19 protein-coding genes and 1 CRISPR repeat array (1 of these 20 running past the window's edge) are annotated in these 25,329 nt (G+C 48.3%); of the genes, 6 read left to right on the top strand and 13 right to left on the bottom strand.

The features are described 5' to 3' along the window. Positions 1-20: 20 nt before the first annotated feature. Entirely contained in the window at positions 21-1,151 is a 1,131-nt protein-coding gene (locus tag BGO59_RS14225; RefSeq protein ID WP_293684272.1) for an energy transducer TonB, read from the top strand. 21 nt (positions 1,152-1,172) lie between these two features. On the opposite strand, the gene BGO59_RS14220 is transcribed toward BGO59_RS14225, so the two are convergent. The 5 genes from BGO59_RS14220 to BGO59_RS14200 form a co-directional block, all read right to left on the bottom strand. After that, positions 1,173-1,742 (bottom strand): hypothetical protein, encoded by a 570-nt coding sequence (locus tag BGO59_RS14220; RefSeq protein ID WP_293684271.1) that lies wholly within the window; start codon positions 1,740-1,742, stop codon positions 1,173-1,175. A gap of 3 nt (positions 1,743-1,745) precedes the next feature. Further along, complete coding sequence (locus BGO59_RS14215) at positions 1,746-3,509, bottom strand: ABC transporter ATP-binding protein (protein ID WP_293684270.1); 1,764 nt, start codon at positions 3,507-3,509, stop codon at positions 1,746-1,748. Next, positions 3,493-5,247, bottom strand: a complete 1,755-nt coding sequence (locus BGO59_RS14210) for an ABC transporter ATP-binding protein (protein WP_293684269.1) — start codon at positions 5,245-5,247, stop codon at positions 3,493-3,495. Before BGO59_RS14210 ends, BGO59_RS14215 begins: the two co-directional genes overlap by 17 nt. A gap of 104 nt (positions 5,248-5,351) precedes the next feature. Then, a complete protein-coding gene (locus BGO59_RS14205; protein WP_293684268.1) occupies positions 5,352-7,316 on the bottom strand; it encodes an SPFH domain-containing protein in 1,965 nt (654 codons plus the stop codon). Between the two features lie 234 nt (positions 7,317-7,550). Continuing rightward, the gene (locus BGO59_RS14200; RefSeq protein WP_293684267.1) at positions 7,551-8,987 is read right to left on the bottom strand and encodes a BamA/TamA family outer membrane protein; all 1,437 of its coding nucleotides are present in this window, start codon (positions 8,985-8,987) and stop codon (positions 7,551-7,553) included. Between the two features lie 123 nt (positions 8,988-9,110). Between BGO59_RS14200 and BGO59_RS14195 the strand changes: the two genes are divergently transcribed. Together BGO59_RS14195 and BGO59_RS14190 are read left to right on the top strand one after the other, a co-directional pair. Further along, positions 9,111-10,490 (top strand): MFS transporter, encoded by a 1,380-nt coding sequence (locus BGO59_RS14195; RefSeq protein ID WP_293684266.1) that lies wholly within the window; start codon positions 9,111-9,113, stop codon positions 10,488-10,490. 107 nt (positions 10,491-10,597) lie between these two features. Then, positions 10,598-11,545 carry a carbohydrate kinase gene (locus tag BGO59_RS14190; protein ID WP_293684265.1) on the top strand — a complete coding sequence of 316 codons (948 nt, stop codon included), beginning with the start codon at positions 10,598-10,600 and terminating at the stop codon, positions 11,543-11,545. Between the two features lie 86 nt (positions 11,546-11,631). Here the strand turns inward: BGO59_RS14190 and BGO59_RS14185 are convergent, their stop codons facing one another. The 4 genes from BGO59_RS14185 to lgt form a co-directional block, all read right to left on the bottom strand. Next, on the bottom strand, positions 11,632-12,261 hold the full coding sequence (locus BGO59_RS14185) for a transposase (RefSeq protein WP_293684264.1): 630 nt from the start codon (positions 12,259-12,261) through the stop codon (positions 11,632-11,634). Between the two features lie 162 nt (positions 12,262-12,423). Continuing rightward, positions 12,424-14,085, bottom strand: coding sequence for a M1 family metallopeptidase (locus tag BGO59_RS14180; RefSeq protein ID WP_293684263.1), 1,662 nt, complete (start codon positions 14,083-14,085; stop codon positions 12,424-12,426). Between the two features lie 75 nt (positions 14,086-14,160). Next, a complete protein-coding gene (locus BGO59_RS14175) occupies positions 14,161-16,317 on the bottom strand; it encodes a S9 family peptidase (protein WP_293684291.1) in 2,157 nt (718 codons plus the stop codon). A 196-nt stretch (positions 16,318-16,513) separates the two neighbouring features. After that, entirely contained in the window at positions 16,514-17,359 is an 846-nt protein-coding gene (gene lgt, locus BGO59_RS14170) for a prolipoprotein diacylglyceryl transferase (RefSeq protein WP_293684262.1), read from the bottom strand. A gap of 180 nt (positions 17,360-17,539) precedes the next feature. On the opposite strand from lgt, the gene yidD reads away from it, so the two are divergent. Next, positions 17,540-17,749 (top strand): membrane protein insertion efficiency factor YidD, encoded by a 210-nt coding sequence (gene yidD / locus BGO59_RS14165; RefSeq protein ID WP_293684290.1) that lies wholly within the window; start codon positions 17,540-17,542, stop codon positions 17,747-17,749. A 113-nt stretch (positions 17,750-17,862) separates the two neighbouring features. Beyond that, positions 17,863-18,237, top strand: a complete 375-nt coding sequence (locus BGO59_RS14160) for a co-chaperone GroES family protein (RefSeq protein ID WP_293684261.1) — start codon at positions 17,863-17,865, stop codon at positions 18,235-18,237. A gap of 162 nt (positions 18,238-18,399) precedes the next feature. Here BGO59_RS14160 and BGO59_RS14155 read toward each other — a convergent pair whose 3' ends face one another. The 4 genes from BGO59_RS14155 to BGO59_RS14140 form a co-directional block, all read right to left on the bottom strand. Then, complete coding sequence (locus tag BGO59_RS14155) at positions 18,400-19,068, bottom strand: hypothetical protein (protein WP_293684260.1); 669 nt, start codon at positions 19,066-19,068, stop codon at positions 18,400-18,402. Positions 19,069-19,232: 164 nt separating this feature from the next. Then, the gene (locus tag BGO59_RS14150; RefSeq protein WP_293684259.1) at positions 19,233-21,188 is read right to left on the bottom strand and encodes a sialate O-acetylesterase; all 1,956 of its coding nucleotides are present in this window, start codon (positions 21,186-21,188) and stop codon (positions 19,233-19,235) included. An 89-nt stretch (positions 21,189-21,277) separates the two neighbouring features. Then, on the bottom strand, positions 21,278-22,153 hold the full coding sequence (locus BGO59_RS14145) for a hypothetical protein (protein ID WP_293684258.1): 876 nt from the start codon (positions 22,151-22,153) through the stop codon (positions 21,278-21,280). A gap of 321 nt (positions 22,154-22,474) precedes the next feature. Next, positions 22,475-23,005, bottom strand: coding sequence for a DUF2911 domain-containing protein (locus BGO59_RS14140; protein WP_293684257.1), 531 nt, complete (start codon positions 23,003-23,005; stop codon positions 22,475-22,477). 153 nt (positions 23,006-23,158) lie between these two features. On the opposite strand from BGO59_RS14140, the gene BGO59_RS14135 reads away from it, so the two are divergent. Continuing rightward, a complete protein-coding gene (locus BGO59_RS14135) occupies positions 23,159-24,988 on the top strand; it encodes an acyl-CoA dehydrogenase (protein WP_293684256.1) in 1,830 nt (609 codons plus the stop codon). Between the two features lie 82 nt (positions 24,989-25,070). Next, a CRISPR array of direct repeats spans positions 25,071-25,329; the repeat unit is 30 nt; unit sequence ATTTCAATTCCAATCAGGTACGATTAAAAG; it runs 35 nt beyond the window's last position.

Genomic DNA, 25,329 nt, shown 5'->3' with positions numbered 1-25,329 from the left:
TAATCTTACTATCTACTGCTATGAAGCTGTCAATTCTCCTTCTGATTATCATTTGTGTAACGAATGTCCACGGCCAGTTTACCGTATATCAGAACGATAGTGGGCAGCTTTTCACTACGTTCGAAACGTACGCAAGCGGCATCAATGCCAGTGCCCGAACGCAGACAACGTATCAGGGTAGCCCATTTCTTACCTATCCAATCTGGCAACCTGGCACCGTTTTGTTAGATAAACAGGGGAAGCAGGTCGATGCCGAACTCGCCTACAATCTGGTGACTAACGAAGTGCTCTACCGTTTTCCGGGTGATTCTGCTGTTCAGATTATTACGCCAGAAACATTTACGATCAATTCAGATCGTTTTATTCGCCCTCAGGGCACTATATCTACCAATATGTTCCGGCCTTATTTGATGGTTCTATCCAATGGGCCAACCAAACTGCTGAAAGGTATGAGTCGGCAACTCAGAGCCAATAGCCGACTCGATAGCTATAGTAAGGATATCTACACACTCGGGGCTTACATCACTAAAATTGATTATTACATTCAGAAAGGGGAAGCCAAACCGGAGTTGATCAATCTGGCCAAGAGCAATTCCATTCTGGCTGTTCTGTATGAGCAGTCCGACAAACTTAAAACCCAATTAACCGATAAGTCGCTTACACCGGAGGCACTCATCGATGTTCTTGCCTATTACGATCAGTTAATGGAGGGGGACCGAACCATGAAATCTCCACTCATGGCCAATCCTACGTTTACGCAGGTACTCCATCAAAAAATTACTTATCCAGCCTTTGCGCAAAATCAGGGTATTTATGGCCGGGTATATGCAGGCTTCGACATTGACAAGCAGGGGCAAATCACAAACGTAACCATCCTGAGCCCCGATAATGCGGGCTTCCGGTTCGATTTAGTCGTCCGAAATGCGCTGGAAAAGATGCCACCCGTCAACCCTGAGCTTCAGGGGAAATATGTGTTGCCCGTTGCCTTCATATTGACCAACACTAAGGAGTCGAACGAGCCTCATATACCCGTAAACCAACTTCCCAGCGACCGTATGAGCGGCAAAACGGTGCTGGACGAATTTGCGGTTAAAACAAGCATTTCTAAACCCGGTATCGCGTCGCGCGAAGTGTGGGGCTATTACAAATAGATTTCATCCTTGCCAAACCGGCTATTTTGCAGAAGCCGTGGCCGATCCGTTTGCAATCGACATTCTGACTTTCAGACCGAAATCCTTGCCTTTCGAAACGTCTTTCATGGTCACTGTAATTCCGTTCGGGCTCGTCCATTGATTAGCCTTTGGTGTACCATAATGGGCAGTAAAATAGGCTCCCAGCTCTTTCTGATAAGCATTAACCGACTCGCGGTTGTTCAGGAATAAATCGACATCAATGGCCGATACTTTTTTGGCGGTCTGATAGTAGAGCATATCCGCCGATTCAAGGTTCTTGAACTCGATGGTATAACCAACGTGATCATCATCACTCTCGAACGGTTCACCTTTCTCGGCTCCTTTCACCTTATCAAAGTCATCACCCAACGTAATACCGCGCCAATCACTGTCGGCCGTCAGCCCCAACTCAGCCAGGCGGTCAGTAATCGTTACGTCTGTATCGGGTTGTGAAGCCGGTGCGGTCGTTGTTGTATCAGCCGTTTGTGTGTTCGTTTGCTGACGATTTTTACAAGCCTGCTGGCTGCATACTAAGGAAATACTTAAGAGAAGTATAGCTGTTTGTTTCATACATTAACTAACTCGTTTGCCATGAAGTAGCATATCGACCGCATCCCCCAACGAACCCGCGCGGGTAACTTCCCCGGAATTGATGAAGAAAATCTCGTCGGCATTTTCAATGGTATTTAAGCGATGGGCGATGATGATGCGCGTGGTGGATTCGGGCAGATTCTGCAAAATTTCTTCCAGTAACTGTTCGGTTATGGTGTCGATGTTGGCGGTAGCTTCGTCCAGAATAAGCAGTTCAGGATTACGTAAAACCGCCCGAATGAACGCTATCAGTTGCTTTTGCCCCAGACTGATCGTGTCGCCGGTCGACTGTACTCTGGTTTCCAGTCCTTCGTCGAACCGTTCCAGCAATCCAGTCAGGTTCGCTTGCCGAATTACGTCTGCCAACTGCTCATTGGTGTAGTTTCGGTACTGTTCATTACCATACAGAATATTCTCCCGAACGGTGCCTGTAAACAGAAATGGCTCCTGAAGAATAAACCCGATTTTCTGCGTCCGCTCTTCGGCGCTATACGCCCGAATATCTTTACCATCGAGCCACACGGTTCCACTAGTTGGATCGTACAAACGGGCAATGAGCGAAGCGGTTGTCGTTTTACCACCACCTGTTGGCCCAACCAGCGCGTAGGTCTTTCCTCGTTCGAGCGTGAAGCTGATATTATGCAGCACTTCATGACCATTGGGGTAGCTGAACGATACGTTCTGAAAGGCCAGTAGGGATGCCGTTGTTACCGCCAACTGGTTTTCAATTATAGGTAAATTCGATTGCATCGTCAGCAAATAGGAAATCCGGTCCCAACCGGCCATGGCCACCTGAAAGCTAGCCCATAAGGCAGCCAATTGTCGAAGCGGGTTATAAAAGTTCGTCACGTAGGCCAGAAAACTAATCAACAAGCCAACGGTAAATCGATCTGTTGAGATCAGATAAATGCCAACTGTCAAAACGATTACCTGCCCCAAACTCGCCACGAAACCATAAACGGGCATAAAAACCGTATTGGCAATCCCAGCACCTATAGCCGCCTGATAGTTTGCTTCGTTCGCTTCTTCGAAACGCTTGCGAAAATAATCGCGTCGGTTAAAGGCGATGATTACTTTAAAATTTGTCAGGCTCTCCTGAATTTCAGCACTCATCCCGCCTACGCTTTTCAGGCTAGCTGCATTTTTCCGCTTCACCCAGGGGGAGGTAACCTGCGTAAACAACCAGATCAGAATGGCTGGTGCCAGGGCAGCCGCTCCTAGTGGCAAATCAATAAAAAGTAAGAACAGCCCTGCACCAATCATGGTCACGATACTCCCAATAAACTGCATCAGCGATTGCGAGAAAAATTGATTCAGTTTGTCGGTGTCGTTGTTGATCCGCGAAATCAGGTCCCCTGCCTTGTTCTGGTTGAAAAATGCGACTGGTAATTCCTGAAGTTTGCCAAACACAGCATTGCGCAGCTTGAATAGCATCCGTTGCCCCACGCCCCCCATAAGCCGGGTTTGCAAATAACTGGTTCCCAACGTACAGGCATACATCGCCAGCAAAATACTGCCATACACCAGCAGCCCATGAAACTGTTTGGCCTGCACATACGTATCCACCGCCCGACCAATCAGCACGGGCCCCAGTAGGTTCAGGCTCGAATTGACCAGGATTGCAGCAAAGGCCAGCAGCAACGTCTGTCGCTCATCATTGATGAACGTCAGGAGTTTGCGGAGGGCTTTTGTTGTGGCATTTTTTTCTTCCTTCTGCCCGACAAACTGATTAAGATCGTAGTTCATACTGATTGGTGCTCCGCTGCGACTGGTAAATCTGAACGTATTCGGGGCTAGTGTTCATCAGTTCGGTGTGGGTGCCCTTATCGACGACTTCGCCCTCCATAAGCAAAATAATCTGCTCGTAATTTTCCACGGCGGCAATCTTTTGGGTGACCGAAATAAGGGTCATGCCAGGGTAATTCTGCTGCACATTAGCCAGAATTTTCTGCTCGGTATTGGTATCCACCCGCGCGGTAAAATCATCCAGCAGGAGTATTTTGGGATTGAGTGCCAGCGCACGGGCCAGCATGATCCGCTGCTTCTGACCTCCCGACAGGCTGCTCCCCCGTTCCGACACAATAGTTTCGAGCTTATCGGGCAACGAATCGACAAAATCCTGTAATTCAGCCGTGGCAATGGCCTTATTCATCGACGCTTCGGTGACAGTTTCGTTGAAGGCAATGTTCTCGCGCAGGCTCATGTTAAAGACAATACTATCCTGAAAGACAAACCCAACCTGCTGATGAAAAGCATCTTCATCATACGCATCAATCGGTTGCCCATCAAACAGGACCAGACCAGACGTAGGTTTGATCAGCCCCGTTAATAGAAACAAGAGTTGACTTTTTCCCGCAGCCGTTGGCCCTACAATGGCGGTTCGCGTACCTGCACGGACCAAAAATGAAACATGTTTCAAAACCGGCTTTTCCCCGTAATTGATCGACACATCCTGAAGCGCCACGTCACCGTTCAACGCAACATCAATTGTCCCATTTTTCACCGTTTCAGGTGCCTGTAAGACCTGATTCACACGCATGTAGGAGGCTGATGCCTGAGCAATCACGTTACTCATGAACCCAATCAGGATGATTGGAAAAATTAGCAGGGCCAGATAACTGTTGAAGGCCGCAAAGTCGCCCAACGACATACTGCCAGTAATGACAAAATGCCCACCCAGCACCAGAATCGTCAGCATGGCCATATTGGCCGTAAACGTGATGACGGGAATGAGTCCGGCAAACAACTTTAAAATGCCAATACCTAACTCCTTTGCCTGTGTGTTCGCTGCCAGAAATTTTTCATATTCCAGTTGCTGCGAGTTGATAACCCGAATCAGGGCCGATCCCAGAATACTTTCGTTGATGACTTTGTTGAGCCAGTCAATTACTTCGCGGCTCTTGATGAACAACACGCGAACTTTTTTTAGGACTAAAAAAAACGTAACCCCAATAATGGGTACAATCGATAGCACGGCCAGCGCCAGTTGCCAGTTGATGCCAATCAGCAGAATACTAGCCCCAACGATGATGCATAGCGACGACACAATGGACACGATGGCCTGCGAAACGAACGTCTTGACGGAATCAATATCCGACGTCAGGTTGGTAAGTAATTTGGCCGGATTGGTTTCCTGGATATACGTAAAACTCTGGCGGGAAATCTTATCGGCCAGTTTGGTTCGCAGGTCTTTGGCGACACGCTCCGATGCGCGGGTCTGAACAATACTTTGCAGGTAGGTAAACACAAAAATAACCAGGGCAGCACCCAAAAACTGGATCAGCGTTGTTTTCAGCACATAGTGCCCGGCACTGTACGCATCAATCGCCTTTGCGATGATCATAGGCAGCACCAGATTGATTCCGTTGCTGGCCAACGCCAGGAAAATCAGCAGGAAAATCGTTCTGGAGTAGGGTTTCAACAACCCCAGCAAAGGCGAAGGAGGCTTCTTTGCTGCTTCTCTTTTCGGTACAGGTTGGCTCATAGATAGCCTTGGGTGAAGGATAGCACAAAGGTAGCAAAAAGCGTATCGGTTTGTGGTTAAAAGTTGAGCCGAGTGCTTTGCCCAACTTTTAACCACAAACCGATTTAGTTACTCTCCCCAGCTTTCGGCTCTACAGCCCTGGTCACATCCACAATTTTGGTGACCTTACCTGTTTTGCGCTCTTCAATCTGCTCCAGCAATTGCATACCCATTAAACCATTTAGCGAACCTTCGGAACCAGTACCCGTTCCGTTGATAACAATATCGGGTATGATGCGTATCTGGCCCTTACCGATCTCCTCCGTGATTTTAAATCGGGTAAAGTTATCATCACCCATCGCACAAACCTGCAATTCGTAGGCTTCGGCGGTTGAACGACCAATGGCCAGAATTTTCTCGGCTTCGGCATTACCTGTTTTGGCAATGCGTTCGGCTTCGGCATCCGCAGTCAATTTGGTAGCTTCCGCATCGGCAGCTGCCTGTCGACGACGTGCTTCGGCATTGGCTTCGGCCCGTACCTTGGTCGCTTCCGACTCGGCAGCAACCTGTAACTTCAGGCTTCGGGCCTCCCCTTCCGATTTTTTCACGGCGGCATCAGCCGTTCGCTGAGCAATCTCGACGCTCTGCTGAGCTTTCACCACTTCGCGCTGAATATCGGCCAGAGCCGTTTCACGTTCCATCCCCTGCCGTTTTTCCTGCGCCATCCGCTGCGTTTCGTACGTCTTTTCTTCCTCCTGGGCAATCTTCCGGTCGGTCAGGGTTTTCATCAGGCTATCGGGTGGCACGATATCACCAATCAGCGTATCAACAGCGTTTACGTTATACACTTCCAGCACAGCACGGATGTGTTCGCGGGCAGCCTCCTGGCGTTCTTTACGGGTACTCAGGAAGGCAATCACATCAGAATCCTGCGCCGAGTTACGGAAATAGTTACCGATGGTCGGCTCCAGTACCTGCGATACCAGATTTGTCATGCTACCAAAGCGGGCAATCACTTTCGGAGCCTCCGCCGATGGAATATGGATGATCTGGGCCACGTCGAGGTTGAACGGGAAACCGTCTTTTGAGCGAACCGTAATGGTCGAGAGGTTTCGGTCGAGCGCGTGGGCTTCCGTTCGGGCATTGGCCCAGTTAAGGACCAGGTTCGTGGTCGGTACGCCTTCCACTTTCATGGTATAGGTGTTGATCGGGTATTTACCCGGCCCCAACGGCTCCATCCAGACACCCCGAAAGCCTTTCCGCACGATGTTACCGTGTTTAAACGACTCGCCAGTCAGGTCTTCACCATCTTCGCCAATGTACGATATCACGACACCCACATGGCCAATCGGCACTTCGGTCATAGGAATTTCCTCAATTTGAATGGCCCAGGGGTTTATGTAGTACGAACCCGCCAGCACAACCTGTGGCTGAAGCCCCCGATTACCACCATATTTCAGAAAGCTATCGACATCCTGGAAGTTGTTATGGCCCTCTACGTTTTTACCGGCAATCTGTCCTGGTTGTAAAGGTGCCCCATCGAGCGTCGTAATGATACCGACCATGTTTTCCCGAATAACGGTCATGTCGGCAATGGTTATTGTAAACGCGAATGTATTGATTCGATAAGTACCGGGTGTTAGCAATGCCGTTTGGCGGCCTTTCTGCCCACCACTGCTCAGAAAGCGTTCGGTATCCTGAAAGTTGTCACAATCGACCCGGCGAGCCAGAATATTACCCGTCGGTAATTCAGCACCGTCATTCGATAAGACCAGTCCGATTTTACCCTCGGGGATGACCGTAAACGGTTGCATGGTTATGCCATACTGCCAGGGCCACATCCACCAGTATAAACCGGGAGCCAGGGTTTGGGCCTGATACCCTGCTTCTCCTTTAGTAGCAATAATTCGCCCATCGGGCAGCCCTTTTTCGGCACCAACCAGCACGTATTTTTTCGTGACCAGACCGATCCGGTCCTCGGGAACAATAACCATCCCGAACAAAAAGCGGAGTACTACTTTATACAGTACAAAGGTCAACAGGAGCAGGATAATCCAGCCCCAGCTCATGATAAGTGGACTTAGTTCCATAGCTGAAACAATGTTAAAATGGTTAAGAAATAAAAAGTAAGTGGAGAGATCCAGAGCCGGACGACTCCGTTAGTGATCGGATAATGAAGACATTAGGTCTACATCGGTGTAAGTATTTGACTGTCAGATTGACGGGTCAAATGTATAGCGGCACCCGATTTCCGTGTATCGAAAATCGGATGATTGGTTACGGCATGGCCGGATTGGAGCCGGGGATTGATGAGTGGCCTGGGATTATAACTCCTGTGCCAGATTAAAGAAAAAGCCGGTGGTACCCTGTGCATTGATGGTGCCACTAAATCGCAGTACCAGATTGTAGAATGTTACAATATCGAGGCTCATACCCGTGCCTACCAATAGTTTATTGGCAAGATTGCTCTGATACTGTTCGGCTACTGTACTATGCACATAGCCGGTATCCCCGAAGGCTGTCAGGTAAGCCGCTATCGGCACGGTATTGAACTGACGAACGTGTAGCCAATTCAGTTGCTTCCGAACGTTGAAGAGTTGATACCGCAGACTATTTCGCCAGATGGCTGTGCGCTGTCCATCAATCACGTATAACTCATACCCACGGATCATATCGCTGGAATTACCGAGTCCCCGTAGGTTATAATAGGGCTGATGGTTCGGCCAGGTAGACCGCCCGCGTACATTGACGGCACCATAAAATTTACCTCCTAATGGCCAGTAACGGGTAATGGATGCCGATACATCAAGGAACCGGAAATTATCACTGGGCAACAACCCTGATGCTGTTAATCCCCCTACAAACAACGTCCCTTGCAATGGATAGACAACATTATCGCGCCGGTCGTATCGGTAGCTGTAACCCAGCGACGAATAGTGCTGAGTTGTACGGCCATCAAGAAAGTAATCGGGATTCAGTTTGGCAATGGTATCGGCAATGGTATTTCGGGTATAGGTAGCATTGAGCGTATGGTAATGATACAGCCCCCGGCGATGTGTTAGAATAACCGTAGCGTACGCCCGTTCACGAAGTACATCTTCCGATTTGACATACAACCATTTATCGAATTGAGTCCGGTAGGGAATTTCTTTATTTGTAACGTACACCAGATCTGCGCGTAAGCCAATTTTCTGGGCCTTATCGATGTAAGGAGTGGCATACGACAATACAGTGCGTTGTAGAAAACCGCGTTCAATGGCTATCTGAAGCCGATCGTTGGTGCCCGTTACGTTTCGGTAACTCAATCGGCCTCCGTAAATTACCCGGCTAAAATCCCGTCCCCGGTCATACCACCATTCGTTAAAGTTACGATCGGCCAGATCAAAAACCGGATAGGCAATAAAATACCATCGCTCCTTCATCGTCACCGTCAGATCGAGTTGCGCCAGTTGAGTCGGGTCCGACGATGGACTGAGCGATGTAGTTAGATCGACGGTTATAAATAGGGTCGTATTATTGATATTTCGCTGATCCCAGGCTAGCCGGTCTGGCAGGTCGGACAACCGAACAGAATCGCCCACATGTAGGCTCATTTCGCGGGTGATGATTCGGTCTTTTGTACGGTAATTACCTTTAAGCGTGATGGAACGTATCACGACTGTCTGTGTCGAATCGGTCGCCGAATTAGCGAAAGCGCATTGAAAAGACATCAGAAACACCGTTACAGCCAGTATAACGGACGGCCACATTTTGGGAATCATTCTCAAAAATACGTCTTTTCAAAAAAATAAGACAAGAATATCTCCATATCCTGCAAATCGCTATGTATAATTGCTAGCTCTTGAGCGAACACCTATGATGATTCTTTAAAGATACTACAATCGATGCAAACGGGAACTGTTCAAAAATCCTCCACAAAGGCCAAACCGAATCTAAGCTTCTGGCAAATCTGGAACATGAGCTTTGGCTTTTTTGGCATTCAATATGGCTTCGGTCTACAACAGGCCAACATGAGTCCTATTTTCCGATACTTACAAGCCGACGAAGCTAATATACCCATTCTCTGGCTGGCTGGACCAATTACAGGACTGATCGTTCAACCCATTATTGGTTCCATCAGCGACCGTACATGGTCGCCACGGTGGGGTCGACGTAAACCCTTTTTCCTGATTGGCGCCATCGTAACCAGTTTAGCCCTTTTTCTGATGCCTAACTCGTCGGCCCTCTGGATGGCTGCCAGTTTAATGTGGATTCTGGATACGGGACTGAACATCACCCAAGAGCCTTTTCGGGCATTCATCGGCGATAAGTTAAACGACCAGCAACGCGATTTAGGGTTTGCCGTACAAAGTTTTTTTGTGGGTTTTGGTCAAACCCTGGCTAACCTGATGCCTACAATTTTCCGGCTTCTGGGATTAACTACCACCGCTGCCGTAGCAGCCAATGTGATCCCCAACAGCATTAAATACCCATTTTACTTAGGCGGTCTGGCTGTTTTGCTGGCCGTAATCTGGACGGTGTATACGACGGACGAATACCCGCCCGACGACATGAAGGAGTTTGAGCGGATGAAGAAAGAGGGGAGCGGCATTGGCGGGGCTTTTTCAGAAATATTCCATGCCATTAAAGAAATGCCCTCGACCATGAAGCAGTTATGGTGGGTCAAGTTTTTCACCTGGTTTGCCTTACCACTCATGTGGCAATACCTGACGCTGGCTGTAGCCCGACATGCCTTCAACGCACCCACTGCCGAATCGCCGGGTTTTCAGGAAGGTACCGAATGGGGAAATATCTGTTTTGCCATGTTCAACGTCGGCTGCTTTACCATTTCATTTTTCCTGCCAGCCATCGCTGATCGAATTGGCCGTCGGGCTACCCATGCCGTATTTCTAACCATCGGAGGGCTGGGCTTTCTGTCAATGTTACTCTCCAATGATAAGTATATTTTCTTCGTGGGCATGACGCTGGTGGGCCTGGCCTGGGGGTCTATTCTGTCGATGCCTTATGTACTGCTATCGAGCTCTGTTCCTGCCGAACGCATGGGGGTATATATGGGGATTTTCAACGGCTTTATCGTTGTTCCGCAGATTGTCAACAACTTAACGGTGCGGTTCTTCTACCCGACCCTTCTCAACAATGACCCACGAAATGCACTGGCATTGGCAGGCGTTTGCCTTTTGCTGGCAGCCGGGGCCTGTTTTCTGGTCAAAGAGAATAAGCGGAGCGAAGAAGCGGCCTTCCCGATTGAACCCGGCGGTAACTAAAATAGCTTACGAAATACGGACACGAATTACCATTTATTGCCAACGACTGCCATATTCGCATTACCAATCATTCGTAACTCGTATCCCGTTTTCAGTCAATCATTGACATGACTTCTATTGACCGCCCTTATGCACTGCTTTCCGTTGGCGAACTTCTGGCCGACTTCATTGGTCATCATGTATCGACCAACCTGGTTGATGCCCAGGACTTTCGCCGATACCAGGGCGGTAGTCCAGCGAATATGGCTGCCAACATGGCCCGGCTCGGCAATAAGGTAGCCCTGGTAGCCTGCGTTGGCAACGACAGTATCGGTAAATACTTAACCCGTGAGATTAATGAGTCGGGGGTTGATACGCAGTTCATTACTGCCGATCCACTCGAACCTACGACCATTGTAGTGGTTTCGCGTACCGCCGGTACACCCGATTTTGTCGCCTATCGCCATGCCGATTGCCAGCTTCGTTCCGAACAAATTCCAGATTCGTTGCTGGCTCAAACTCAGCTTTTTCACACAACCTGCTTTGCTTTAAGTCGCCAGCCTGCCCAGGAGGTTATTGTTGATGCCGCCCGACGGGCTCAGGCGGCTGGCTGTCAGGTGAGTATCGACGCGAATTATGCCCCGACCATCTGGCCTGACCGTCAGCAAGCCTGGCGTGTATTGGCGGATTATTTTGCTGCAGGGGCGCTGGTAAAAGTGAGTGAGGATGATATAGAGCGGCTCTATGGTGAGCGACAGGCCCCGGAAAAGGTCATTCAGGACTTTCACCAAATGGGGTCGCCGATGATTTGCCTGACGTTGGGTGCCGATGGGAGTCTGGTTTCTTACGACGGAGGAGCAAAACAGGCCCGAATTCCCGGCAAAAAGATCGATGTTGTCGATGTAACCGGGGCTGGTGATGCGTACTGGGCTGGTTTTCTGACGGCTTATCTGGATGGATATGCCCCCGGCAACTGTGCCCATGCGGGAGCCGCCTTAGCCAAAATGAAACTAACCCGCCAGGGTCCACTACCCGAAAAAGTAGACAGAAAATTGCTCTACGAGCAGTTTGAATAACATTTGGATTAGAAAGACCGGCAAAAAAAGAATGGGTTAACCTCACAGAGTTAACCCATTCTTTTTGAATTATAATGACCGAAACGCTACTTCAGAGCACCGACTTTATCAAGATCCAGATCCTCCAAGACCGATTTTAATTTATCCATACTAACTCCATGCCCTTTTGCCGAGACGATAAATCGTTTGTTTACCAGCACGTTTATCTCACCGTCTTTACTGGCGTTATCGTATTTCTCGTAGGATTTGTTGTCGCCCATTGTACTCGTTTTCTCGTACCCGTTATCGGTTTCCTTATCGATTTCAACCATTGACCAGGCAGCCAGGCCAATCATCATAGCGGAGCCACCTCCATCGATAATGGACAGTTCGATACTTTCGCTGCCATCATCATTCGAATATTTCCCGTTGGCCGTCGAAATGACCATACCTGCTGCACCATTTTTCTCTCCAGTTGCTTCCTTACGAGGCAGTCCATCCGCATCGGCGGGTAATAACTCTTTCAGTTTACGAAAATCGACGGTTTCGACAGGGCCATTCTTTTGTAATTCTTCAGCCTTCGATGCCATTTCCTTTAGCGCCCCAACGGCTCCTAAGGCCGAAACGGACTCTTCATCTTTTTTCTCTTCTTCCTCTTTTTCTTTACTTCCGCCACAACCCATCAACAACATCACCGGTAACAATCCGGCCCACAACAAATGTCGATTCATTCGCATAATTAAGTTAAGTTAGAATGTGGTAAAGGTTTACTGATCAGAAAACTACACTTTCTTCAGATACGACGGCACATCTATTGAGTAAACGTATACCTGATTTAATTAAGAATTAATCCCTACAGTCTACAGGCGTTTACACCGACACGTCACCGGAGGAAATGCTCAATCAACACGCCTACAGTTTACAAAGTAATTTGAATCAGGCAACAGTGAGGTCACCTCTTTAGCCGCAATCGTTTTCCATTGGGTAGTTGGTTGTAGCTGTTGAAATGGTCCGGTTTCATTATAGCACACCCGAACAGGCATCGAAAACCCGGCTATGCAGTTAGTCCATCGGTATTGTACCCCACCGGCAACGAGCTTGTATTCGAGTACCGGAATCCGAACATCGCGCAGATACTGGTCAAAAACAGGTTTCAGATTCAAGCCCGTTTGCTGAGTCATATACTGCTCAATTTGCGCACTTGTGACCGTCTGGTGGTAAAACGTTTTATTCATACCCCGCAGCAGTTGCCGCCATTTGGCATCATCGCCAACCAGTTGACGGATCATGTGGAGCATATTCCCTCCCTTGTAATACATATCGCCCGAACCTTCGTAGTTGACGTTATAGATTCCAATGATGGGTCGGTCGTTTCGGATATTGGCCCGACAGCCGATTACATACTGTGCCCCAGCATCTTTACCATAGTAGTATTCCGTAAACAGGTTTTCTGAGTAGTTGGTAAAACTCTCATGAATCCACATATCAGCAATATCCTTGTAGGTGATATTGTTGGCAAACCACTCATGACCCGACTCATGTACGATAATAAAATCCCATTTTAGTCCCCAGCCCGTTCTGGACAGATCGCGCCCTAAATAGCCATTCTGAAAACGATTGCCATAAGTGACCGAACTTTGGTGCTCCATACCCAGGTAAGGTGTCTCGACCAGTTTATACCCGTCTTCATAGAATGGATATGGGCCAAACCAGTACTCAAATGCTTTTAACATTTTAGGCACCTGCCGAAACTGTACTTTGGCCGAGTCCAGATGCTCCGGAAGTACATAATAATTCAGTGTAAGTGGCCCTTTTTCACCCGAATACGTTTCTTCCCAATGTTCATACCGGGCAATGTTGAGATTGACGCCATAGTTGTTGATAGGATTCTGCACATACCAGTCGAAAGTCCGCGTATGATCAGGATTGGTTGTTACTCGGCGAAGGCGTCCGTTCGATACGTCGGTGAGGTCTTCCGGTACGGTTACACTGATGGCCATTGAATCAGGCTCGTCGTACATATGGTCTTTGCAGGGCCACCAGGCACTGGCCCCCAACCCCTGGCAGGCTGTGGCAATAAACCAGTGGCCCGCTTTATCACGCTTCCAGACCATACCCCCATCCCAGGGTGGGCGTTTAGCGACGCGGGGCTTGCCCGAATAGTACACAGTAATCGATTCCTTACTTCCTGGCGTTTGTGGCTTCGACAGGGTTACAAACCAGGCATTGCCATCCTGCCGCACCGACAGCGGTTTACCATCCTGCTCAACACGGGTAATTCGAAGGGGGCGCTGCAAATCTACCTGCATAACCTTATTGGCCTTCAATACTCGATACCGAATGGTTGTTGATCCTGTCAGGGTACTGTCGGTAGGCTGTACGCGCACGTTCAGGTGATAAAAGGTAAGATCCCACCAGGCTCGTTCGGGCGTTATGGAGCCTCGCAGCGTATCATCGTGGGTAAATTCCATTCGCTGTGCTGATGACACAAAAGGCAAAACGAGTAAGCAGGCCATCAGCAGCCGACTCAGAACCGAACGATTTAGCTTAGTTTGTTGCATGTATCCTAATTTTCTGAATGACCATCTCTGCAAAAGCGAGCCTACTTTACACCCGGTGCGTAGGGCTGCTTACTATCAACGAGGGCCGGGAGGACAGTATTTCAGCAGGTAATTGGTATACAGTGTCCGTAAATGCAGATTGGTACCCGCTCCTTCCGAAATGCTGTGCGTCCGGTTTGGATAGGGCATCACCTGAAACTGCTTATTGTATTTCACCAATTCGTTGATTAGTACTTCGGCATTATCGTAATGCACATTATCGTCGCCGGTGCCATGAATATAAAGCAAATTGCCACGCAGATTTTTGGCATAGGTAACCGGCGATCCATTCACGAAATCCTCGCGGTTCTCCTGCGGCAAACCCATATACCGTTCCTGGTAAATATTGTCGTAAAACAACTGATTGCCAACAGCCGCTATGGAAATGCCCGTTTTATAGATGTCGGGGTACTGAAAAAGCAGGTGCAGCGTTGTCGAACCTCCCCCACTCCATCCCCAGACAGCTACCCGGCTGGTATCTATGTAGGCATGCTGGGCCAATAATTTCTTTGCCCCCATGGCCTGGTCGCGAACGTTGAGCCGACCAATTTGCCGATAAATCGACTTACGCCAGGCAGCCCCTTTCAAATTGGGAGTTCCCCGGTTATCGAGCGCCACATACAGATAACCTGCTTTGGCCATATCGCCATTGAAAAGTCGATTCTGACCAACCGAAAATACATCATTTACCGTACTGCTGGCCGGTTCGCCATAAACAAAGAAAACAACTGGATATTTTTTAGTACTGTCAAAATCCGTTGGTTTCGCCATCCAGCCATCCAGCGTTACGCCATCGTCGGTGATAACCGTAAAGAAATTGATGTTGGGCTTAGGTGTTGTATTGATTTTCAGGCTATTCTGACCATTTACAGGTTTGTGGTCGGGCAGGGTAACCCACTGGCGAACCTGCGGAGTCTGGTAATTAGTAAACGTGTGTTGAGCCAGTCGGCCATTGGGGGATACAACATAGCTATTCGTCCCTGACAAATCGGCTGGGGTGACCCGTTCGGCTTTCCCTTTTCCATCCAGTCGGGTACGGTAGAGGTACCGCTGATTCGTATTCTGAGGAGAGGCAATAAAGTAAATCAAGTTCGTCGTTTCATCGATATGGCTGATACTGGCCACATCATACGAACCGGGTGTCAATAGTGTTTCTTTCTTTCCATCGGCACTGATTCGATACAGATGCTGCCAGCCATCTTTTTCAGATAGCCACACGAACGCTCTTCCACCATCAATCCACTCCCAGCTAGCGGGATCATCTTTGGCATCGATCCAGGCTTTATCAGTTTCGGTATAAATTGGCGTAATCGACTGCCCCATTGCCGAGCACACCAACAGTTTACTTTCGTTTTGCTTACGATTCAGTTGTTGCACAATCAGACCACTCCCATTTGGCAACCAAGCCATGCGCGGCAGGTAATGTTGTTGTGGATCACCTGGAATAGCCAGCCAGGTAGTTGTAGGTACGGCATCCCGAGCCCCTGCAACGGATACGATACCGATACGGGTGGGCGAAGGCGACTCGCCTACTTTGGGATATTCGACCGGAACGACGTGCGAATACACTGAATCGGTTGTATTAAGCATCAGATAATCGCGAATGCCCGTCGCATCAACCTGCCAATACGCAATCTGCTTACTATCAGGGCTCCAACGAAATCCGTCTCGGCATCCAAACTCTTCTTCATAGGCCCAGTCGAAGGTGCCGTTGATGCGTTTACGGGTTCCATCAGTCGTAAGCGGAGTTATCTGACCAGTAGCTACGTCCTCAACAAATAGATTATGTTCGCTGACATACGCTACTTTACGGCTGTCGGGCGACAGTTTGGCATACATCAACGACTGTGATGGTCGGCCTTTTCCAAGCTGGCGCATCTCACCCGTTGCCCGATTCACCAGATAATAATCGCCCCGCGTGTTATAGCGCCAAACCCGAGCGGTATTGGTGAACAGAAGTAAGCTACTACTATCACTGGAGAACGTAAAATCGGCAATGGGCGATGGCTGTTTGCGGGTAGTTGGCTGTAGTTTGGCTTTGGGTAAGAGTACCGTTTTGCTCCCTGTTCGAATGTCTGTTTTTACTAAATCGCCCTGCTCGATGCTGGTGTAGGCGTTCCCATCAGCCGACCAATGGACCTGCCGACCGGGAACCTGAGCCCACAACGCATGATTCGATAGCGTATCTACCAGTGCAATAAAAAAGCAGCAAAAAATAATAGGTGTTGATTTCACAGATGAAGTGTGATTTACAGTCAGTAATCGCCAAAAATACACAGATTTCCGATACCGCTCAAAACGAGATCAGGTAACTCACTACACAAAAAAACAGCGATACAGTCAGGCTTCTCGCTCCAACCGTATCGCTGCTACTGTAACTAAACTCGTCTTAGGATTCAATTGGTTTCGACGCTTCGTGATCGGGCACAACGATCGGCGTCCGGTAGCTGCGAATCAGGAAATAGACTCCCATCAATACGGCCGGGATACTCAACCACTGTCCCATATTTAAGGGTAAATTATCCTCAAAAGCCACCTGGTTCTCTTTGAGGTATTCGTAGAAGAACCGCAGGCTAAATACCCAGATTAGGAAGATCCCCAGCATACTCCCTCGCGGGGTGCGCTCCTTGGTCCGGTTCCAGAACCACAACAGAATAAAAAACAGGATCAGACACGAAATCGACTCGTACAACTGAGCTGGGTGACGGGGAATTTTGGCGTATTCGCTGTTATTCATGAATACAAACGCCCAGGGAACATCGGTTGGGCGCCCTACAATTTCGGAATTCATCAGGTTACCAAACCGAATGCAGGCCCCAGCCAGCGCCACCACAATAACAATTCGGTCGGTTACCCACAAAAATGTCTGGTTAGTTAACCGGCTTTGTTTACGACGCGAATACAGCCATAGCCCCGTCAGAATACCTATGGTAGCTCCATGACTGGCCAAACCAGCAAATGGTGGTGTAATGACCGTTAAGGGATGGTGCAGCAATACGTCGGGTTCGTAAAAGAGGAAATGGCCGATGCGGGCTCCCAGAATAGTAGCCACTACCATGTAAATCAAAAGGGTGTCGGTATCGGCAACAGGCTTGTTTTCCTTTTTGTAGATATAGCTCATGATCTGCATACCGATCAGAAAACCCAGCGCAAACAGCAGGCCATACCAACGTACCGAGAATGAACCAATGTGGAAAATTTCGGGATTGACCTCCCAAATAATGTATTGAAGCATAAGAGAGAAAAATGCGTTTGATGTTTACAGGTTATGACTGTCGGGGCACTATCGGTTGACGCAGCAAAGCTACTCACATCAGCCTACCGTAAACCGAAAAACATTAACCGTAAACCAACTGAAAGCAAAGATACATATTGCGGGAAAGTTTTTGACCCTTTTGCTGTTTAAGCGTATATGATGACATCATTTTTAATTGGTCTGGTCCGAGTATATCAGGCAGTGGTATCGCCCTATTTCCCTAATGCCTGCCGCTATACACCCACCTGTTCGCAATATACGATTGAAGCCATTCGTAAACATGGCCCCTTGCGGGGTAGCTGGCTTGGGCTAAAACGCATCGGTCGGTGCCATCCCTGGGGGGGCCATGGTTATGACCCTGTTCCCTGATGAATCGCAAAACAGGCTGACATTTTGACGCATTTACACAACTTGCCCGATTTTTGCCTTCCACAACCAACATCCGGAAACCGATATTCACTGACTACTATTGACTAAAACGTATGCTTGGTATCACTGCCGATAATAAATTAAAACGCCTTCTTGTTGTAGGCGACAGAGTGCTGATAAAACCTAAAGATCCTACCGACCGTACGAGTAGCGGCCTTTACTTGCCCCCTACAGTTCAGGAAAAAGAACAGGTGCAGGCTGGCTATGTCATAAAAGTAGGTCCAGGCTATCCGATTCCTGTATCCACTGAAGATGAGCCCTGGAAAGAAACAGAAGAAAAAGTAAAATATATGCCCCTTCAGGCGCAGGAAGGCGATCTGGCGATTTATCTGCAACGGAACGCCATCGACGTACAATACGAAGGAGAGCAGTATATCATCGTACCTCAATCATCCATTCTGATGCTGGAGCGCCTGGAGGAGCTGTAATCCATGTCTGAGGATTAACACGATTTTGTCTGATGATAGAACGCAGATTTTTATGATTGCTATGATTTACTATAATACTTGATAATCAGCACTCTATCGACAGCGTTCACCTGTTAAAACAAAATCGTGTTAATCCCAAAATCAGCCAGATTTTGACCGGAATCACAGCGTGTCCAGGTATTTCAATACGTTGGCAACTTCTTTCCAGGATTTGAGTTTTATTTTTTGCTCAGTCAGGTACGCGTTTATCTGATCGGCCTTTTGCGGCAATGCACTTAGCAATGCCTTTTTGTTCAGAATAATCAATTTCATTTCACCCTCCGACAGTTTTTCAACATACGCATCTGTCGATGGTTTTGCCGTTGATGCCCAGATAAAATAGCCTTCGCGCTGTTCGAATCGCTTCTTGCCAAAATCATCGGACATCGTTTCGGTATTGCTTTTGATAACCGATACAATCCGTTTGAGCAGTTTTGTGTGTCGCCCGTCGTATACAACCTGGTAAAAATCGATCGGTGACCAGGTTTCTACGGCCGGAAAGCCTTTTCGAAACCGGAGTGTGTCGACAGTAATGATCTCAAACTCAGCTACCGAATTGACTGGGGTAAGTACTTTGCCACCTTCCACATACTCAACTTCGCCCGAGTAGCTGTTGTATCGTAACCGAGCGGGTACCTGTTTCCGGCCATATACCAGCCAACCATTCTGAACACTATCGCTCGGTACAAACGGCGAACCCTCTACATCATCATAAGGCTTGAAATTCGGCGCATAAATTCGAATGGTACGGCTGTATCCATACTCAACCTGCGCTACAACTTGCGTAGCCATAGGCAGCAAGAAACCCATTATTATCCAATATACAGAACGACTCATAACTTTTAGAAGATAGTTAAGTTAGTGAGGGTAAATTCTCAAATCTGCCCTCACCCTAATCGCTTTTAGCAGAAAAGCATGTAAGCCAATAATCAGCTACCAGATAGATACGGTTCTGTTTACTGTTCGCCAAATTTAGCGGCTTCGGTAATTCCTTTCCAGGTATCAGTCCGAAAAGGCACTGCCGGAAAACCTTCCCGATTATACAGGTTCACATCACCGTTGTCGTCGGCCCAGCCATACCGGACAGCTACGGGCGTCGTAACCGAATCGGTGTGTACAACCACGGTACTACCCTGAATTTCGGCTTTTGCAAAATAGAATTTCTGATCGGCACCCGCTATTTCAAAGCCTTTCAGATAGCCGTATTTATCTTTTACCAATAGTCCGGAGCCTACATTCTGAAAACTTATTGTAGCTGTATTCCCATTCACCGTAAGTTTATCGAACATAGGCCCCGCACTTACACCTGGCTTTTGATAGGCAATTCGCATGGCTTCGGCTGCTAATCGATTGCCTACATCTTCCTTATTTTTCGGGTGAATATCGGAGCGTTCACCAATATCGGCCGTCACGGCCATACCTGTATTAGGCAACTGGAGCGTCATGGTCTGTGCTTCGCGGAGTTCAGCCCAGGTACTTCCTTTCCGGCTATCCCCATTCGACGCGTTAAAGCTGGCTAACTGTACAAACAGAAACGGAAAATCATAGCCCCAATGCTTCCGCCAGTCCTGAATCATCAGTGGGAACGATTTCCGATATTGATAGGCCCGCCCTGCGTTCGACTCCCCCTGATACCAGATCGTTCCAGCAATAGCGTAAGGAATCAATGGCTTCAGCATGGCATTGAACAACTGCGTCGCATAGGTATTAGGACCTGGTTTATAGGATGATTCACTCACCGAGGCAATCCGGTACTGCCAGCTTCCGGCCAGCGGAATCGACACCGATTCGCCCGATAGTCGAAGCTGTTCAGCTTCTCCCATCAAACCGCCAGCTCCACCCGTATCCTGTACGCGAACAGCAATCACATTTCGACCGGGTTTCAACAATCCATCTGGTACGGGATACGACCTAGGCGACGAACCTTTACCTGTTCCAACGAATTGACCATTCACATACGTCGAATCCTGATCATCGATGGGACCAAACTGGAGCGTCATTCGTTTCAGGTTGCTCCCTTCGGGAATCATAACCTCCCGACGAAACCAGACAACGCCATCCAGTGTAGGCAAGCCTTTCCACTCCCAGTCGCCCAGTACATTCATCCATTTCCATTGCGACGTATTCAAAGCGGGATCGGGCCAGGTTCGAATTTCAGCAACTGTAGGTAAGCCTCCTTGCTGTGAGGCTACGAGTTTCTGGGTCCGTTCGGAGCCACTTCGGATCACATCTTCATAGGTAGCAGGTAACTTGCTGGCGACTAGCCGTAAGTCATCATTCTGAGTAAGGGCTTCCCGACTGGTCCAGGTTTCGGAATGCGTACCACCCCAGGATGTATTAATCAGACCGATGGGTACGTTCAGTTCTTTTTGAAGGTGTTTGGCAAAAAAATAGCCGACGGCTGTAAAATTGGGGGCATTTTCAGGTGTGCAGACATCCCAACTCCCTTCGATATTATCTTTAGGCGTCAAGCTAATATCTTTTTTGACCAGCAGTTGGCGAATGCTCGGATAGTTGGCTAGGGGGATTTCGGTCTTTGCATTGGCAGCAGCGCGCAGGGGCCATTCCATATTCGACTGCCCCGAACATACCCACACTTCACCCAGCAGCACATCATCGTAGGAAACCGTATTTTTCTTTCCCTTTACAACCAGTTGGTAAGGCCCACCAGCCTCCATTGGATCAAGCGTAAGATTCCACTTACCCTCTTTGTCTGCCTTACCCGTTTTTGTCTGCCCGTTGAACGTCAGGGTGACTTTTTCGGAGGGGTCCGCCCAGCCCCAGATGGGTATGGGCTTTCGGCGCTGGAGCACCATATGCGAGCCAAATACATTTGGTAAACGGACATCAGCAAAGGAGATCTGACTGATAAGACTATTCGCAAGGCAGAACCACAAAGCGAAACGTTTCATGTTGGTAAAGGTTAAGAAAATGAATCAGAATCCATAAAAAAGGCGGCTTTACTAGCCGCCTACTCTCTTCTATTTCGTTCGTCAATCGCTTAACGGATTCTGCTGGTTCTCGATTTCCCTTGTACTTCCAACACATTTGATAGTGCACGTCGCACGGCAAAATTGTATCGGAGTGTGACACCATAGCTCATACCTGAACCTGCGCCCTGCAATTGAGCCTGCTGAGCTGCTGAACGATTAGCGGTATACGTTATATCTGTTGTCACTGAATTGGCGAGGCCCCATAGCTTGCGAACGGATACGCCTAAATCCAGGGCATTAGACAGCCGAACATTGTATTCAGCACCAAGTTCAGCCAGTGTTGCGGTCTGAGCGTTTGTCGTCGTCTGGGTAGTCAGTTGAAACATTTCAGGCGCTTCCCAACGGCCTGAATACCGCTTACCGGTTATGGATACAACGCCTTCCTGTTGCGTGGTATTGGGAACTACCCACATACCTCCACTAACCCAGAATCCCGATCGAAGCCAGGGTTTGCTGGTCGAGAGAAGCAAGCGTTTACCTCGTAGTACAAACGCATTCTGATCATTTGAATACCGGAACGAAACAGTAGGTGTTGTGTTGCTAATCGACATTTGGGTATGAATGGGCATACGGGAGTATCCGCCCTCTACTATCCATCGTTCACGATAAGCCCATCCGAGTAAAACGCCCCAGCTTGCTTTACCAACCGGGTCACTCTGAATAAGTCCGTTTAACGAATTATCGAGCTGAGCCCGATCGGTTCGAACGAAGCTTTCGAGGGATACATACCAGCGGTCGCGTACCTGCGGCCCACCATAACGGCTCAGTAATCGTTTGTATTGTTGCCCATTTTCAGGCAGCTGGTAATAGTCCGTCACCCCCTGACCACAGACAGGCAGTACGGCCAAGCCGAGCAGTACATACAGTAAGTAGTATTTTATCATACGGGATATCGGTTAGATGGTATCGCAAATAACGCGATAAACATTTGTTTGTTAATCACTTACAACTCTTTTTTTTATAAAAAGCGATTAAAATTACTAAACGTACAAATACACGTTCCGTTTCATCACGTTTTCGAACAAAAACGGTTCATAAACAAGCCACATACAGCTAAATACGAGCAAAAATCAGGTATTCGCATCGCTTTAACTACTAAAGTCGTTTGCGTAACTTTCTACCCTTTAACCAACAAAAAACCCAGCCTTCAGGACTGGGTTTGTGCCACTAAAAAGAAGCTTTTTAATCGCTAAAAAGTTATCCGTTCATGAACCATGTTTCATAACAGGCACTGAAATAGTCATATTGTCCCAGGCAATGGCAATGCTGGAGTTCGCGGGGGTGATGGTTAGTTTTTCGATTGGTGTTTTATTCATCGAAACCGGCACTTTAATCATCGCCACATCACTGGCTTTAATTTTTTCGTAATCATAGGCCCCCCACTGATTAAGCTGGCTATTTAAAATGACACTCCATTCTTTCTCACCCGGAATCGTAAACAATGTGTAGGTACCGGCCTTAACCATTTTACCCCCAAACATCACATCATTTCTGAACGTAACTTCCGTAGCTTCATTGGCTCCGGTACGCCACACCTTCCCATACTTCTCCAGGCTGCTGGACCCTTCAGGACCAAAAATAACACGACCTTTTTTGGATGGCTGACCATACACAACCTTAATACTCTTATCAGGGCTTTCGGCAGTCATTTTCGGACTCGCTGGTGCCTGGGCCTGAACACGAGCCACTGTTACCACAGTCAGTAAGAGCGCAACTACTGCAATTAGTTTTTTCATGGTTAACCTATTAAGTTATTTAACTGTCTTTTATAACAGCCTAAAGTAAATGATAGTTTTTCGACATCAGTACAAAATGTAGGCCAAAAGATGGTATTTTTATCCCTGTCAATAGCCAATTATCATACAATTGGCCTAATCCGAAGGCCCAATATGGCAACTACTTATTTTAGTAAGCGCAATCTGCAATTTCTGCTCTATGACGTATTTAAAGCAGATGAACTAACCAAATACGATTATTTCAGTGCCCACGATCGGGAAACGTTTAACCTGGTTCTGGATTCGGCCACATACATTGCCGATACACTGATGCACCCCTACCTGAAAGAAGTCGATAAAAATCAGCCTGAACTTAAAGACGGTAAGGTACGGGTGCATCCGCAAATCAAGGAGTACCTCAAAGCGATGGGTGAAGCGGGTCTGATTGGCGCTGGTTTCTCCTTCGAGCACGGTGGTCAGCAACTTCCCGAAATGATCAGTTCGTGCGTCGGCTTTATTATAATGGCCGCCAACAATGGCATGATGTATACCGGCCTTACATCCGGCTCGGCTCACCTGATCACGTCATTTGGATCGCCCGAGTTGATTGAGGCCTACGTACCTAATCTGCTTTCGGGCACCTGGCAGGGAACTATGGCCCTTACAGAACCACAGGCCGGGTCGTCGCTGTCGGATGTGATCACAACAGCAACTCCCTTATCGGTTGATGACTCAAAGGCAGGTCATGCAGGAGCCTATAAAATCAAGGGACAGAAGGTGTTTATATCGGCTGGCGACCACGATGCCACCGAAAACATTATTCACCTGATGCTGGCCCGAATCGATGGAGCACCCAAAGGCACAAAAGGCATTTCTCTGTTTGTTGTTCCCAAATACCGCAAAGACGAACAGGGCAACTTTGTCGACAATGATGTTACCTCAACCGGGGTATACCACAAGATGGGGCAGAAAGGGGTTCCGGCCATGCACCTGACGATGGGATCGAACGACGACACCATAGGTTATCTGGTCGGACAGCCTAACCAGGGGTTGTCTTATATGTTCCAGATGATGAATGAAGCCCGTATTGGCGTCGGAATGACGGCAACTGCCATAGCCACAGCGGCCTACCATGCAGCCCTCCAATACGCGAAAGAGCGTCCGCAAAGTCGTCGTCTGAACGAGAAGAATCACCTGGACGCCCCCCAGACAGCCATCATCAATCACCCTGATGTGCGCCGGATGCTGTTATTTCAGAAGGCCGTTACCGAAGGGTCGCTGTCGTTACTGCTCGAAGCCGCTCGCTTATACGATCTCCATGAAGTAACGGAAGGCGAAGAGAAAGAGAACACGTTTCTGCTGCTCGATCTGCTCATGCCCGTTGCCAAATCGTATCCCTCCGAAATGGGTGTTCAGTCGGTCAGCCAGAGCCTGCAAACCTTTGGCGGTTACGGCTATACCGAAGATTTTCCGGTAGAGCAGCTTTACCGCGACATTCGTATTACGCCTATCTATGAAGGAACCACAGGTATTCAGGCGCAGGACCTGCTCGGCCGCAAAATGACGATGAAAGGCGGGAAAGCCCCCCAGTTGCTATTTGCCGAAATCAGCAAAACGATCAGTACCGCCAGCACCTACGATGACCTGAAACCCTACGCTGACAGCCTGACAACTGAGTTAAAACGCACCCAGGAGGTATTAACCAGCCTGCTGCCCTATGCCCAGCAGGGGAACATTGAGCGGTATTTGTCGGATGCCACTTTGTTCCTTGAGTTCTTTGGGATTGTGGTGGTGGCCTGGCAGTGGCTCAAACAGGCTATCGTGGCCAAACAGGCCTTACTAACCCAAAATCCTGAAGGCGACGAACTAGCTTTTTATGAAGGAAAGATTCATACGATGAAATACTTTTTCCACTATGAAGTACCTAAAACGTTAGGGCTAGCCGTACGGTTGAAAGACCCCGAAGTACTGACAATAGTCACGGAAAAAGAACTAGCCCTATAAACTGTCATTCTCTTTTTACCTAGTACACAGCCAGGCCGCATTCAACCCATGGATGCGGCCTGTCCGTTATTTACTTGACAACATTTCACTTCCAATCAGGTACGATTAAAAGCGGCCTGGGGGCGACGGGCATGAACCAGGTCGAAGAATTTCAATTCCAATCAGGTACGATTAAAAGAAATTTCCCTACCATTTCCCGTACTGACCCCGACACATTTCAATTCCAATCAGGTACGATTAAAAGCTATTTAATCCTGTCCTTGGTCACCCTGACTACTTAATTTCAATTCCAATCAGGTACGATTAAAAGAGAATGTAGAAATAAGCATTCTGTTTCAGTT

This window comes from Spirosoma sp. 48-14 (assembly GCF_001898575.1).
Taxonomy (GTDB): Bacteria; Bacteroidota; Bacteroidia; order Cytophagales; family Spirosomataceae; genus Spirosoma.
The sequence above is the reverse complement of the archived record's forward strand: the minus strand, read 5'-3'. Positions and strand labels throughout refer to the sequence as shown.